General features: G+C 64.8%; 10 protein-coding genes. 2 read left to right on the forward strand and 8 right to left on the reverse strand.

Features of this window, described 5'->3' with window-relative positions; all coding sequences use genetic code 11:
• Positions 1-6: 6 nt before the first annotated feature.
• A complete protein-coding gene (locus JNM03_RS06375) occupies positions 7-2,892 on the reverse strand; it encodes a pitrilysin family protein (protein WP_294035412.1) in 2,886 nt (961 codons plus the stop codon).
• Positions 2,893-2,990: 98 nt separating this feature from the next.
• Positions 2,991-5,147 carry an acylase gene (locus JNM03_RS06380; protein ID WP_294035414.1) on the reverse strand — a complete coding sequence of 719 codons (2,157 nt, stop codon included), beginning with the start codon at positions 5,145-5,147 and terminating at the stop codon, positions 2,991-2,993.
• A gap of 162 nt (positions 5,148-5,309) precedes the next feature.
• On the opposite strand from JNM03_RS06380, the gene clpB reads away from it, so the two are divergent.
• Positions 5,310-7,889 carry an ATP-dependent chaperone ClpB gene (clpB, locus tag JNM03_RS06385; RefSeq protein WP_294035415.1) on the forward strand — a complete coding sequence of 860 codons (2,580 nt, stop codon included), beginning with the start codon at positions 5,310-5,312 and terminating at the stop codon, positions 7,887-7,889.
• A 64-nt stretch (positions 7,890-7,953) separates the two neighbouring features.
• Here the strand turns inward: clpB and JNM03_RS06390 are convergent, their stop codons facing one another.
• The 5 genes from JNM03_RS06390 to JNM03_RS06410 form a co-directional block, all read right to left on the reverse strand.
• A complete protein-coding gene (locus JNM03_RS06390; RefSeq protein WP_294035416.1) occupies positions 7,954-8,277 on the reverse strand; it encodes a hypothetical protein in 324 nt (107 codons plus the stop codon).
• A 32-nt stretch (positions 8,278-8,309) separates the two neighbouring features.
• Complete coding sequence (locus tag JNM03_RS06395) at positions 8,310-8,654, reverse strand: hypothetical protein (protein WP_294035417.1); 345 nt, start codon at positions 8,652-8,654, stop codon at positions 8,310-8,312.
• Between the two features lie 22 nt (positions 8,655-8,676).
• Positions 8,677-9,033 carry a hypothetical protein gene (locus tag JNM03_RS06400; RefSeq protein ID WP_294035419.1) on the reverse strand — a complete coding sequence of 119 codons (357 nt, stop codon included), beginning with the start codon at positions 9,031-9,033 and terminating at the stop codon, positions 8,677-8,679.
• Positions 9,034-9,063: 30 nt separating this feature from the next.
• Positions 9,064-9,402, reverse strand: coding sequence for a hypothetical protein (locus JNM03_RS06405; RefSeq protein ID WP_294035421.1), 339 nt, complete (start codon positions 9,400-9,402; stop codon positions 9,064-9,066).
• A gap of 113 nt (positions 9,403-9,515) precedes the next feature.
• Positions 9,516-10,715: an aspartyl/asparaginyl beta-hydroxylase domain-containing protein gene (locus tag JNM03_RS06410; protein WP_294035423.1), complete on the reverse strand. Its 1,200-nt coding sequence runs from the start codon at positions 10,713-10,715 to the stop codon at positions 9,516-9,518.
• 28 nt (positions 10,716-10,743) lie between these two features.
• On the opposite strand from JNM03_RS06410, the gene JNM03_RS06415 reads away from it, so the two are divergent.
• Positions 10,744-11,769 carry a hypothetical protein gene (locus tag JNM03_RS06415; protein WP_294035425.1) on the forward strand — a complete coding sequence of 342 codons (1,026 nt, stop codon included), beginning with the start codon at positions 10,744-10,746 and terminating at the stop codon, positions 11,767-11,769.
• Positions 11,770-11,922: 153 nt separating this feature from the next.
• Here JNM03_RS06415 and JNM03_RS06420 read toward each other — a convergent pair whose 3' ends face one another.
• A complete protein-coding gene (locus JNM03_RS06420; RefSeq protein ID WP_294035427.1) occupies positions 11,923-15,117 on the reverse strand; it encodes a TonB-dependent receptor in 3,195 nt (1,064 codons plus the stop codon).
• Positions 15,118-15,162 lie beyond the last annotated feature (45 nt).

Here is a 15,162-nt window from a genome sequence, read left to right on the forward strand (position 1 = left end):
TCAATGTTAGTTAGCGGGTTTCGCTATTTCCACCGGCAGGCCCAGCCCGTCAAGCTGCGGTTTCACGACCGCTGCATCGCCGACGATGACATAGACGAGGTCGCCGGTGCTGAGCGACTGCCGCGCCGCGGCATCGATCTCTGCGGCGGTCATCGCTTCATAGGCCTTGGGCAGCGTTTCGTAATAATTGTCGGGGCGCGCGAATTTCACGATCTGGCGCAGGCCGCCCAGCACATCGGTCGAGGTTTCGAAGCTTCCGGGAAGCTCGCGAACATTCCCATTGACCGTGCGTTGCAGTTCCTCCTTCGTGACGCCCTTGTCGCCAAGGAAGGCCTTGAGGTCGCTCTGAAACTCGCGGATCGAATCGCCGGTACGATCGGCCTGCACAGGCGCGACCGCAACCCAGGTCAGCCGGTCGCTGTCGTTCGAGATGCGCGAGCGCACGCCATAGGACCAGCCCTTGGTTTCGCGCAGATTGGTGTTGAAACGCGACAGGAAATTGCCGCCGAAGATATCGTTCGCCGACCGCAACACTTCCAGATCGTCGGTTCCCTTCGCGGTCAGCACCTTGCCGGCCATGATCACCGACTGCGGCGACTTGGGCCGGTCGAAGAGCAGGATGCGCGGCGTCGGCGCGGGGACCGGCGTCTCGAAATGCTTCACGCCCTTCGCCGCTGCCGGCGCCTTCCAGTTGCCGAACGCGGCGTCGAGCTGCTTCGTCACGTCTTTCAGCGTCGTATCGCCGACGACGAAAATCCTGGCATTGTCGGGACGCACCCACGCGGCGTGGAATGCCGCGAGCTGGTCGCGCGTTGCGGAGGTCACGGCGGCCGTCGTGCCAAGTCCCGAGGGCGGAATGCCATAGGGATGGTCGGCGCCGTACAGCACCGGCATCAGCACCCGGCCCGCGATCGCGTTGGGATTGTTGAGTTCGGCCTTCAACCGGTTGAGCTGCTGCGCACGCACGCGATCCAGTTCCTGCCCGTCGAACGCGGGATTGCGGATGTAATCGGCCAGCAGGCCGAGCGAGGCGGACAGGTTCGGTTTCAATGCGAACAGGCTGAACACCGTCTCGTCGGCGGTCGCCGAACCGTCGATCTGGGCGCCAAGGCGTTCCTTCGCTTCGGCGAAAGCGATCGAATCGCGGCTCGTCGTTCCTTCGTCCATCAGGCTGAGCATCAGCGACTGGGTGCCGAGCGCGTCATGCGGATCGGCGGCATAGCCGGCGTCGAAGCTCACCGCGACATTGACCGTCGGCACCGTCGCGCGGCGCGCGAAGACGACCTCGATCCCGTTCTTGAGCTTCGCCCGCTCGATCGCCGGGAAGTCGAGGGCCTTCAGGTCGGCGACGGCCGGCAGCTGCGACCGGTCGGCGATCTGCGTGGCGGCGCCAATGCCCGTATCGGGACCGATATCGCCGAGCGCGGGGTTCCAGTACCGGTCGGGCGCGACCGCTTCGGCGACCTTGCCGGCGGTTACCGCACCGCCGCGATTCTCACCGCCCTCGGTCCGTTCGCCGGGGGTATAGGTCAGCGAAAAGGCCGGGCGCGACATCCATTTTTGCGCGACCGCCTTCACCTCATCGGGCGTGGCCTTGGCGAGGCGGTCGAGCTCGACCTTATAATATGCGGGATCGTTCGAATAGAGCGCACCCTCGGCCAGCGTCACCGCCTTGCCGCCGAAGCCGCCGACCGATTCCAGGCCCGCGATCGTGCCGCCGAGATAGCTCGCCGCCGCGCGCTGCAGTTCGTCGGCGGTCGGGCCTTCGGCAAGGAATTTGGCGATCTCCTCGTCCAGCTTCTTGCCGACGACCGCCACGTCGGTACCCGCCTTCACGTCGGCCTGGACGAGCAGGATACCCGCATCCTCGAACGTCTGGGCAAAGGCGCCGACATTGACCGCGACGGGGTCCTTGCGAACCATCGCATTGTCGAGCCGCGACGACGACAGGCCGCCGAGCACGGCCGTCGCCATCTGGAGCGCCACGCCGTCGGCGTCGTTCAGGCCGGGGATCGCCCACATGCGATAGATGCGCGTCGTGGGAACCAGGTCCTTGACTTCCTTCGCGAGCGGCGCGGGCAGCGTCGGAACGGCGGTCTGCGGCGCCTTCACTTCGGGGCCACGGGGAATGTCGCCGAACCATTCGGTGACCTTGGCCTTTGCGGTCGCCAGATCGACATCGCCCGCCAGCACGAGCACCGCATTGTTCGGGCCGTAATTGTCGGTGAACCACTTTTTCACGTCGGCGAGGCTCGCCGAGTTGAGGTCGCCCATCGATCCGATCGTGCTGTGGTGATAGGGATGCCCCTTGGGAAAGAGATTCTCGAAAATCTCATAGCGCAGCAGCCCATAGGGGTTGTTGTCGCCCTGCCGCTTTTCGTTCTGGACGACACCGCGCTGGTTATCGAGCTTTTCCTGCGTCACCGCGCCGAGCAGATGCCCCATGCGATCGCTTTCGAGGAAAAGGGCACGGTCGAGCGCGCCGGTCGGCACCGTCTCGAAATAATTGGTCCGGTCGACGTTGGTCGTGCCGTTGCTGTCGGTCGCCCCGACCTCCTGCAGCGGCTCGAAAAAATCGCCCGGCGAATTTTCCGATCCGTTAAACATCAGATGTTCGAAGAGATGGGCAAAGCCCGTCTTGCCCGCGGGCTCATGCTTCGACCCGACGCGGTACCAGACCGACACGGCGACAACGGGAGCCTTGCGATCTTCGTGGACGATGACACGCAGGCCGTTGTCGAGCGTGAAGCTCTGGTACGGAATGTCGACAGCCTTGACGAGATCGGCAACGGGGGCAGGCTTGGCTTCCTTCGCTTTGGCGAGGGCGGGGCCGGCGGCGACAAGCGAAGTCGTCACCGCAAGGGCGAGAGCGAAGCGATGGAAACGGGGCATGGAATTCCTCTTGGTAACCGATGCAGGCAATCAAAACCTGCTGCGACCGGGTGCCGGATAGCACTGTATCAAGGGTTTAGGACAGCGTCCGACGGCTTTCAAGGCCGATAGAAACGCGCCCCGCTGGCCCGCAGCGTCGCCGGATCGAACAGAACGGGCTTCAGCTTGTGCGCGACGAACAGCGGCGCCTGATCGTTGTAATGCGGGCTGTCCGGCCGCGTCGTCGCCGCGCCGAAGGGCTGGATCGATTCCGACCGGACCTTGCCCGCGGCGTCCCAGGTCACGAACATGATGAAGCTGTCGCCGTGACGAACCTTCAATCGCCCGTCGGGCTCGGCGTCCCACAGGGTCGATGCGCGCACCGTGTCGTTGCCGCCGTCGAGCGGCAGGTCGACCCGGTGCGGCCCCTCGCCGTGGCGGAGGCGCAGGACGGTGCCGAGCTTCGGATCGAGGCTCGCGAAATGCTCCTGCAGATGCTGGACCGTATCGCTCAGCACCTGGTGCGGATCGGGTTCGGGCTTGCGCTGGTAATGGCTGCCGTTCGCGGGGCGCAGAACCATCAACGCGAGCGCGTCCCCCTTCCCCTTGCCGTCGAGGTTCCAGTCCCACTGCCGCAACAGCCGCTGCGCCTCGGCAAGGGCGGGGTCGCCCTTCGTGTCGAGCGCCAGCAGCTTTGCCATCCACGCCTTGGCATATCCGGTCTTCGCATAAGCGGTGTCATATTTGATGGTCTTCAGCCGCGCCTCGTCGATCTGCCCCGACGCCTCGAACAGTTCGATCAGCCTCGTCGCGCGGTTGGTCATGTCGTCCTCGACCCCGAGCAGCGGCGAAAAGGCCGCCGCGTCGAGCTCGTCGCCGGGCCCAGCGGCGACCCACGGCGTGTTGTTCGCGTTCATCACATAGCCCGACCGCGGATTGACGAGCGCCGGCACCCGGTCGAACGGCAGCGTCTTCGTCCACAGGTCGGCCGATGTGTCCCCCGGCAGGACGCCGCGCCAGTTGAATCCCGCCGGCCGGTCGGGGAACATAGCATTATAGAAAAGCCCGATATTGCCCTTGGCATCGGCATAGATGAAGTTGGTCGCCGGCACGCCCTGCCCCGCCATCGCGGCGCGCCACTCGGCAAAGTTCGTCGCCTTGTTCAGCCGGTAATATTGCGTGACCATGTTCGCCTGATCCATCCCCGCGTAGCGGATCGCGAAGGCGCCCTTGTCGTTCCGGATCACCGGTCCGTGGACCGAGCGATAGATGGTACGGGGGACGGGCAGCACGAACGGCCCATATTTGACGCGCAGCCACACCCGCTTCGCCTCGAGCGGCAGCCATTTGCCGTCGAAGCGGTATTTCTCGCCGCTGTCGTCGAGTACCAGCTTGTAGACATCGATCAGATCGGGCCGGTTCACCGTATTGGTCCAGCCGAGATATTTGTTGTGACCGAGGAAGGGGTAAGGCGATCCGGGGAAATTCGCCCCCGCGAAATCCCAGCCCTCGCCCGAATGCACGACCAGTTCATACCAGGCCACGCCGCCGGTCCATGGCTGGTGCGAGTTCGAGACGAGCCGCGTCGCGCCGTCGGTCGATCGCGCCGGCGCGACCGCCATGCCGTTCGACCCGTTGGCTTCGGGATCGCGGCCCACCGGCGTCAGCTCGCGCGGGATCAGCTTACCCTTGGCGTCGAGCGACGGCCCGCCTTCGCGGCCGAGCGGCTTGTCCTCGGTCAGCCCGCCCAGCACCGAATCGAGCCCGAAGAAGAAAGGCGAACGCAGCACGAAACCCGCGACGACGTCCTCGCCCGTCACGGGAAACAGGCCCGACAACCGCACTTCGTCCGGATGCTTGTCGGCATAATGGTTGAGCCCGGCGGCATAGGCGGTGAAGAGAATCTGGACGTCCTTCGGCAACCGCGGCCAGTCGCGCGTCGTGGTCTTGCGAATATCGAGCAGCGCGGCGGCGTAATCGACCTTCGCCCCGTCGGCGCCCAGCATCGCGCCGGCCCGCCCGCGCGTCATCGCGAGAACTTCCTGCAAGGTCGAAAAATCATCCTCGGCATGCGCGAAGGCGATGCCATAGGCGACGTCGGCGTCGGTCTTTCCAAAGATGTGCGGCACCCCGAACTTGTCGCGGGCAATCTGGACGTCGGTCGGCTTGAAGGTCGGCGCGGCGGGCGGCTTCGCGGTCAGCGGCTCCCAGACGGCAAGCGCGGCCGCGGCCACGACGACCAGCACCAGAAGTCCCAGAAAAATCCGTCGCAGCATCTTCGACCCTTTTGACGCATGGCAGGCGCGCCTGTGTGGCGGGCCTGTTCGTCGAAGGCAAGCGACTGTCGTTTGTCGATGCCGGATTTCATATCCGCGTGCGCCCTCTTGTGTTGCACAATGGCAACACTATCTCTGACAGCGAGAAAGGGGCTTATCCACATGAACCTCGAAAAATTTACCGACCGCGCCAAGGGCTTCCTGCAGGCGGCGCAGACGATCGCCATCCGCATGAACCACCAGCGGATCTCGCCCGAGCATATCGCGAAGGCGCTGCTCGAAGACAATCAGGGCATGGCGGCAGGCCTGATCCGCGAAAGCGGCGGCGACGTTGCCCGCGCGGGTGCCGGCATCGACGCGCTGCTCGCCAAGGTTCCCGCCGTGTCGGGTTCGGGCGCGCAACAAACGCCGGGACTCGACAATGACGCCGTGCGGCTGCTGGACCAGGCCGAACAGGTCGCGGCCAAGGCCGGGAGCGAGTTCGTCGCCGTCCAGAATATCCTGCTTGCCATGGACCTTGCGCCGGGCACCCCGGTCGGCAAGGTCCTCGCCGATGCGGGCGTGAAGCCCGAAGCGCTCAACGCCGCGATCGCCAAGCTTACCGGCGGCCGTGCCGCCGACAGCGCGTCGGCCGAAGACCGCTATGACGCGCTCAAGAAGTTCGCGCGCGACCTCACCGAAGTCGCGCGCGAGGGCAAGCTCGACCCGGTGATCGGCCGCGACGAGGAAATCCGGCGCACAATCCAGATCCTCGCGCGCCGGACCAAGAACAATCCGGTACTGATCGGCGAACCCGGCGTCGGCAAGACCGCAATCGCCGAGGGGCTGGCGCTTCGCATCGTCAATGGCGACGTGCCCGACAGTTTGAAGGACCGCCGCCTGCTGTCGCTCGACATGGGGGCACTGATCGCGGGCGCCAAATATCGTGGCGAGTTCGAAGAGCGGCTGAAGGGCGTGCTCGACGATGTGAAGGCCGCCGAGGGCGAGATCATCCTGTTCATCGACGAGATGCACACGCTTGTCGGCGCGGGCAAGGGCGAGGGCGCGATGGACGCCTCGAACCTCCTGAAGCCCGCGCTCGCGCGCGGCGAGCTTCACTGCATCGGCGCGACCACGCTGGACGAATATCGCAAGCATGTCGAAAAGGACCCCGCGCTCCAGCGGCGATTCCAGCCGGTGTTCGTCGGCGAACCGACGGTCGAGGATTCGATCTCGATCCTGCGCGGGCTCAAGGAGAAGTACGAACTGCACCACGGCGTGCGCATCACTGACGGCGCGATCGTCGCTGCGGCGACGCTGTCGAACCGCTACATCTCCGACCGCTTCCTGCCGGACAAGGCGATCGACCTGATGGACGAGGCGGCAAGCCGCATCCGCATGGAAGTCGAATCGAAGCCCGAGGAAATCGAGACGCTCGACCGCCGGATCATCCAGATGAAGATCGAAGAATCCGCGCTCGGCAAGGAAAGCGACGCGGCGTCGAAGGACCGGCTTGCCTCGTTGCAGGCGGAACTCGCCAATCTCGAACAGCAGTCGGCCGAGCTTACCCAGAAATGGCAGGCCGAAAAGGACAAGATCCACGCCGAGGCGAGGATCAAGGAAGAGCTCGACGCCGCGCGCTCGGCGCTCGATCAGGCGCAGCGCGCCGGCGATCTCGCGAAGGCGGGCGAACTGTCCTACGGCACGATTCCGGGCTTGGAAAAACGGCTCGAGGAAGCGCAGGCCGCCGCAGGCAATGCGATGCTGCGCGAAGAGGTCACCGCCGACGACATCGCCGCCGTGGTCAGCAAATGGACCGGCATCCCCGTCGATCGGATGATGGAGGGCGAGCGCGAAAAGCTGCTGGGCATGGAAGACACGCTGAGCGGCCGCGTGATCGGGCAGGACGAGGCCGTCCGCGCCGTCTCGACCGCGGTGCGACGCGCACGCGCGGGGTTGCAGGATCCGAACCGGCCGCTCGGCAGCTTCCTGTTCCTGGGGCCGACGGGCGTCGGCAAGACCGAACTGACCAAGGCGCTCGCACGGTTCCTGTTTGACGACGACAATGCGATGGTCCGCATCGACATGTCCGAATTCATGGAAAAGCACAGCGTCGCGCGGCTTGTCGGCGCGCCTCCGGGCTATGTCGGTTATGAGGAGGGGGGCACCCTGACCGAGGCGGTGCGTCGCCGTCCCTATCAGGTCGTGCTGTTCGACGAAGTTGAAAAGGCCCATGCCGACGTCTTCAACATCCTCCTGCAGGTACTCGACGACGGCCGGCTGACCGACGGGCAGGGCCGCACGGTCGATTTCACCAACACGCTGATCATCCTGACGTCGAACCTCGGCAGCCAGGCGATCGCCGCGCTCCCCGACGACGCGCCGGTCGAACAGGCCGAACCCGCGGTGATGGAAGTCGTGCGCGCGCATTTCCGGCCGGAGTTCCTGAACCGGCTCGACGAGATCGTGCTCTTCAACCGGCTCGCGCAGCAGCATATGGGCGGGATCGTCGATATCCAGGTCGCGCGGGTGCAAAAGCTGCTCGCCGATCGCAAGGTGACGCTCGCTCTGACCGACGCGGCGCGCACCTGGCTCGGCCGGGTCGGCTATGATCCGGTATATGGTGCACGGCCGCTGAAGCGTGCCGTGCAGAAATATCTGCAGGATCCGCTCGCCGACCTCATCCTGAAGGGCGAGGTTCGCGATGGATCCACGATCCACGTCGATGAAGGCGACGGTGCCCTGAAACTCACGCCCGCGTGATCAGAAAGTCAGAAAGGGCGGCAGAGATGCCGCCCTTTCCAATCCGCAAAAGCCGCTGCTGGTTTCAGCAGGGCCCCATCGGCGAACAGCTGCTCGCCTTGCTGGTAAAATGATCCAGCGTGTCGCGCGAGTCCTGGTTGCCCTGAACCCAGAGCTTTTTCCACTCGTCATTGGTGTGACAGACGCGCGCCTTCTTCACCAGCGACCCGATCTCCTCGATCTTGCGGCATTTGATGAAGTCGGGATGGGTCGGCGCAAGGCCGACGTTATAGGCCTTGATCTCACTGCCCGTCATCGTCGACGCCGGCCGGTCGAGGGGTGGCCGACGCTCTTCGACCGCCGGAGCGGCGCCGGTAGCCAGCGCCAGAACCATCATCGTCGGGTTCATCAAAGCCTCCTATCCTCGCCGGTTCGGCCGACTCAGCAGCCTCCCGTATGACGACAATCGCTAAACTTGCTGGCATAGGCGTCCACCGTGTCACGCGAGTCCTGGTTGCCCTGAACCCACAACTGTTTCCACTCGTCATTGGTGTGGCAGACACGCGCCTTCTTCACCAGCGACCCGATCTCCTCGATCTTCCGGCACTTGATGAAATCCGGATGGACAGGGTCAAGGCCCTGATTATACGCCTTTATCTCTGTTCCCGTCATCGTCGATGCGGGCCGGTCGAGCGGCGGGCGACGCTCTGCACTGTCGGTTGCGGTTGCGGTTGCGGTTGCGGCCGTTGGTGCGGCCATTGCCGACAACGCCAGTGCGATCACCATATTAATCACCTTATGCCTCCTGTTATTGCGGTCGCCCCGTCGACGGCATGATCTGGTCCTTTGGTTCCTGTGAACTGCTGAAGCCGCGCTGAATCCACTCCATGGAATCGCGCGCCTCCTGATTGCCCCTGTCGGCGATCCGCTTCCAATCGGCATTGGTGTTGCAGACACGCAGTTTCTTGACGAGCGAGCCGACCTGCTCGAGGCGGCGGCAGCGGATATAGTCGTCGTCGGTCGATGCGCGGCCCTGATTGTAAAGGTCGATCTCGGCGCCGGTCATATCCGACGGCGCACGCGCAAGCGGCGTATCGCCTTCGCTGGCAAGGACGGGCGCCGCCGACAGGAAGATCAGCAACGCCAGACTGGCGGCTCTGTGCATCGTCTCTCCCCTTTCCGATCAATCTGACAATCAGTTGGACGAACTGCCGCCCTTGCTGGTGAAGGCCTCGGTCGCATCGCGCGCATTCTGGCTGCTGTTCGCGATCACTTCCTTCCATTTTTCGTTCGTGTGGCAAACGCGAACCTTCTTCACCAGCGAGCCAAGCTCCAGCGTTTTGCGGCACTTGATGAAATAGGGATGCGTCTCGGGAAGGCCGGCATTGTACGCCTTGATCTCGGTCGGCGTCATCGCCGACGGCGTCTTGGTGGGCGGCGCGCGGTCAACCGGGGTCGCTCCCTCGGCAGCGAAAGCGGCAGGCGCGGCGAGCAACGCCGCAGCGGCAAGCATGGGTAGAATCCGGGTCATCATGGTCCTCCTGCCGCGGGCAGGACCCGCAGCCTCATTTGGCCATCATATTTGGCCTATGGCCTTTCGCAAAGCGGATTTTCGATCGAGGATGGAGCTAGTTCGGCGAACCCGAATTACCGCGCCACCGCATATCCCGACGCATCGGCCGACGCGAAATAGCGCAGCAACAGCTCGCGCTCGCCTGTCGTCAGATGAGGATTCCACACGTCGAAGATCAGCACCGCGCGCAGTTCATCGCTGTCGTTCCACGCTTCATGCTCGATGGTATCGTCAAAGGCAAAGGCCCGGCCCTCCTCCCACGCCCGCGTTTCGCCGCCGACACGGAACCCGCATCCCGGCGGCACGATCAGCGGCAGGTGGACGATGGCACGGGTGTTCGTGACGCCGGTATGCGGCGGGATGCGCGTGCGCGGCTTCAGCATCGAGAAAAAGGCGCTTGGTGCACGGCCGGGAATGCGCGCCCCCGGAACCGCCGCCAGCGCCGCCGCCGTGGCGGGACAGCGGTCGAGGACGGGCTGGTTGGGTTCGCCATATTCCCACAGGAAGCAGGCGCCCCAGTCGAGCCGGTTGTCGAGCCCCGACCAGATCGATTCGGGCGTCCCCGCATCCATCCGTACATAGGGACGAAGCGCCTCGCCCGGATCGGCAAGCAGCGCCATCAGTTCGGCACGGATCGCCGGCACCTGCGCTTCGATGTTGGCGAACCAGGGGAAATGATGCTGGTCGAAAAACTCGTCGGCGGGCAGGAAGGGATAGAAAATGCCCGCGCATTCGTTGTGATAGACGCGCCGCCGCCCCAGCGCGCTGGCGATGAAGGCCTCGCCGCGCCGCGCCTCGGTTTCCGACAAATCGCCGCGAAGAACGCGAAAGGCGTCCGACGCCGCCGCGAACATCGCACCGGTCGCCCCGTCGATGAAAGCCTGCCCCTGCGCGAGCAACGGCGCAAGCGGCGGCGGCACCGGGTCGAGCTGCGCGCCGAGCGACACCGCCGCGCTCCACGCGGCCAACGCCTGACCGCCTTCACCAAGCGCTTCATGGCGTTCGGCCTTGCGGATCCACGCCATCAGGTCGCGACGATCGATCGACAGCGCGATGTCGAGCGCCGCGATTTCCTTCGGCGCATCGTCAAGCGCACGCCAGGCCGAAGCGAGGTTGCGGTGCAGCGCGCCCGATCGCGGATCGGCGGCGACGGCAGCGGCGAAATGTGTGGCGGCGGCCTGCGGATCGCCCGATTGCAGGGCCGCAATGCCAAGGCGATTGGCTTCGACGGCGGATGCGGGCGGGGTCGCGCTGGTCATGGCCATGCTTGCCATCGGGCGGCGCAATCGGCAAGGTCGATTGATGACCGCCGCGCCCTCCGTAGCGACCATCATCGGCGATGCCGGGTGGCTCGCGCATCGTTACGATCCCGGTCACGACGCCTTCCATTTTCGCCGCGTGTCCCGCGATGCGCGGGCCGAAGTTCCCTTTCTCACCGACCAGTATCTTGGCGAAGAGAGCGCACCCGTAGTCCTGCGGCGCAGCGACTGCCGCCTGGCCGCCGCGTCGCCGGAACCGCCGCTCCACTTCCTGCTTCACTCGGCCTATTGCGCCTCGACGATGCTGGTTCAGGCCTTCGACCGACCGGGCGTCGCGACGGGCCTGTCCGAACCCGTCCTGCTCAACGACATGGTTGGCTGGCGCCGCCGCGGCGCCGAGCCGCGCGCGCACGGCCGCGCGATGGACGATGCACTCGCCATGCTTGCGCGGCCGCTGACCGATGGGGAAGCGGTGATCGTCAAGCCTTCGAACATTTTCAACCCACTCGCCCGCGGCGCCTTGATGCTGCGCCCGCAAGCGCGCGCGCTTCTCCTCCACGCGCCGCTGCGAGCGTTTCTGCTTTCCGTCGCGCGCAAGGGTATCTGGTGCCGGCTCTGGTGCCGCGAACTGCTCGAATCCTACCTCGCCGACGGATATGTCCAGCTCGGTTTCGAGCCGCGCGACTATTTCCGTCAGTCGGACCTTCAGGTCGCGGCGGTCGGCTGGCTCGCCCAGCAACAGGCGTTCGCGGCGTTCCTCGACGGAGCGCCCGATCGCTTCGCCTCGCTCGACAGCGAGACGCTCACGGCCGATCCGGTCGCCGCGGTCACCGCGGCCCTCGCTCATTACGGCCTGCCGGCCGATCGCGATGCGATCGCGGCACACCCCGCGCTCGGACGCAACAGTAAATCGGGCGCCACCTTCGCAGCGGGCGAGCGTCAGCGCGACCTCGCCGCCGCCGAGGCGGCCTATGGCGAAGAGATCGACCAGGTGATCGGCTGGGCCGAGGTCGTCGCCGCCCGGTTCGATATTCCGCTGGCCTTGCCGCGCCCGCTTCTGGTGCGCTGATCGCGGAGGCCTCCGGCGGCAACGCGCCGGGGCAACGGCAACGCGGCGGCCGCGACATCAGCCTCGCCAATCCAGACAGCCAGCACGAACCGGACATAGAAAAAGGGGCGGACATCGCTGTCCGCCCCCAATTCTTGCCGAAGCGTGAAGCGACTAGAACTTCAGCTTCGCCGACACCGCATAACGGCGGCCCAGCGCGTCGTAGGACGACGGGAAGGTGTTGCCGCTGTTGTAGGTGGTCGAACCGATCGTGTTGCCGACGATCGGCGGGCCCTTGTCGAGCAGGTTCTGCACGGTCGCCGTGAACGTCAGGTTTTCGCTGATGTTGAAGCGCGCGGTCAGGTCGAAATAATGCTTCGACTTGATCTTGCGGAACTGCGGATCGACGACGCAACCATTGTCATCGGTGCCCGTCGGATCGGGGCAACCATTGACCGGGTCGGTGCCGGCATCGACCGCCGCAGCGATATCAGCCTGAAGCTGCAGGGGTTCGAACGAAACCGCGTCCTGCCAGCGCCACAGCAGCGACAGATCGACCTTGTCGAAGCCGAGCGTGAAGCGCTGCGAGAACTGGAATTCCGGCTGGATCGAACCCGTGAACGAGCAGTTCACGCTGTAATAGCCAACGCACTCACGGTTGATCGAGTCGGGATTCGCGACGTTCGAGTTGAACTTCGAGTGGCGCGTCCAGTTACCGACGAACGACCAGTCGAGGCTGGCGAAGCCGAGGTCGGTGCCCCAGTTCATCAGCAGGTCGAAGCCGTCGGTGTACAGGCGACCCAGATTGTTGGTCTGACCGAAGAGGCCGCCCGTCGTCGCCGGGTCACCGTCAAGACCACCCGTGATCGGGTTACGACGGATCGTCGTACAAGCAGGATCGGTCGCGCTGTTGGCACCCGACGCACCGAAGCAGGCTTCGATGATGTCGCCCGGCAGCGGAGCACCGATAACGTTATTGATCTTGATGTTGTAATAGTCGAGCGACATGTTGAAGCGCGGCAGGAAATCAGGCTGCCACACGACGCCCAGCGTCCAGGTGTCGGCCTTTTCCGGCTGCAGGTTCAGGTTACCGCCGGCCGTGATGTTCGCCTGGGCCGCGGTCGGGTTCTCGATCGTACCGATCGTACCGGCCGGAGCGCCCTGAGCGATACAGATCGCGCGCAGGTTGGCATCACCCAGCGGGGCAGCGCCAGCGCAGGGATCGATGCCGAGGTTGGTCAGGCCGACCGACAGCGGCGTGAAGAGTTCGCCGATGTTGGGGGCACGGACCGCGCGGCTGTAGTTACCACGGAACTTGACGCCCGCGCCCGGTTCCCAGCTACCGCCGGCCTTCCAGGTGGTGGTGTTATACCCGCCAGCGCCTTCAATGCTGTAATCCGAGTAACGGATACCGGCTTCGAGGGTCAGGCTTTCGAAGAAGGGCTTGTCCTCGATCAGCGGAGCGACGACTTCGGCATAAGCTTCATAGACGTCATAGCCGCCATCGATGTCCGGAGCCGCGCCGCCGGCGCCGCCGAGTTCACCCGGCGTCTTGGCGAGGAGGTCGGACGACTGCTGCGCCTTGTACTTGCGATATTCGCCACCGATCGCGAAACCGATCGGCTGCACCGCGCCCGGCGACGTGAAACCGAGGTCGCCCGAGATGACGGCGCGAGCCTGGGCCAGCGACGTGCGGTTGACCGAGGTGCTCTTTTCCGAAAGGAAACGGGCCGCTTCCGGCGTGATCGAACCTTCGGGGCCGAACAGGTTGACCGGGACGCAGTTCCCGTTGCCGCTCTGACAGGTCACGCCGTCGTTCGACAGCGCCGCTTCACGGAAGCGCGACTGCAGCGTGTATCCATTGATGCTCTGGATGTTTTCGGATTCGCCGTACGCACCCTCGACGTTCCAGTCGATCGAATCGGTGATGCCGCCACGGGCGCCGACACGATAGTCGAAGAAGGTCGTCTGGTAGTTGCTGATACGCGGACCGACTTCCGGCGTACGGCGGCTGAGCGCCACCGTGACTTCGCGGTAGTTCGGATCGCTGCGGCCGGTTGCGGTCGCAGCGGCGTCGCACTGGGCTTGGGTAAACTGCGGAGTGTAAGCCGTCTGGCCCGAAACCGAGGCACCTGCCCCATTCACACCATTGACCACCGGCGCCACGTTCAGTGCGCAGAACTGGTTGCGCAGCGCGGCCGGCAGGAACGGGTTGTTCAGGTTGATCGTGACGGTACCGCCGAACGAACCCGACGGCGCGATGATCGTCGACACGGTGTTCTTCGAGAACATGCCGCGCGTATAGACTTCAACCGCGTCCGAGACCTCGTAATTGGCCTGGCCATAGATGTTGTAGCGTTCAAACGGCGTCTGGAAGATGTTGAACGGGTTGAAGTTGTAGGTCTGGAACGTACCGACCGCCTGGCCAGCCGCATTGACCTGACGAACCGCACCGTTCGCTGCGCCACCGGCGGTCAGCGCCAGGACCGGCAGAGTCGCCGGGCTGGTCGGATCGGTCGGGTCGTAGTTCGGGTTCGGAACGGTCGCGCCGGTATCGGTGTACTGGGCGATCGTGTTCGGCACCCCGTTGGTCAGACCGCGCGTACCCGAGAAGCGCGACGGAACCGACGTACCCGAACCCACGAACGTGTTCGAATAGCTGTCGAGCGTGTTGTTCGAGAAAGCGCGGTCACCCTGATAAACGGCGTCCGCCTGCTGATAACCGATGCTGAGAACGGCATTACCGCGACCGTCGTCGAAATTCGCACCGATCGTCGCATCGACGCGGAAGACGTTGCCGTCGCCCTTTTCGGTAATCTGTTCCGAAGCGGCGACTTCCAGACCCGCGAAATCGCGCTTGGTCACGAAGTTGACAACGCCGGTGATGGCGTCGGCACCATAGGTGGTCACCGCCGCACCGGTCAGCGCGTCGACGCGCTCGATCAGGGCCAGCGGGATGTTGTTGAGGTCGACGCGGCCGTTGACGTCCGACGGAGCGACGCGGTTGCCGTTCAGCAGGACAATGTTGCGGGTCGAGCCGAGGCCACGAAGATCGACATACGAGCCGCCCGAGTTGCCGTTGTTCACCGCCGAACCCATGTTCGGGACGACGCCGGGCATTTCGCGCAGAACTTCTTCCGCGACGTTCGACTGCTTGAGTTCGATGACGTCGGAGGTGGTGACGTTGACCGGGGTCGACTGTTCGAGGTTCGGGTTGCGGATCAGCGTACCGGTGACGACGATTTCCGAGTTCGGAGCGGCGCCCTCTTCGGCCGCATCCTGCGCATAGGCAGGAGCCGAAACCAGCGCGACGCTCAGCACGAGCGGTGCGGCGCTAAGCTTCAGCTTGGAATATTGAGTGGTTTTCACAGTGCAGTCCCTTGCTACTGATGGTGATGGTACCTGGGCCCCCTC

Source organism: Sphingopyxis sp. (assembly GCF_016793825.1).
Lineage (GTDB): Bacteria > Pseudomonadota > Alphaproteobacteria > Sphingomonadales > Sphingomonadaceae > Sphingopyxis.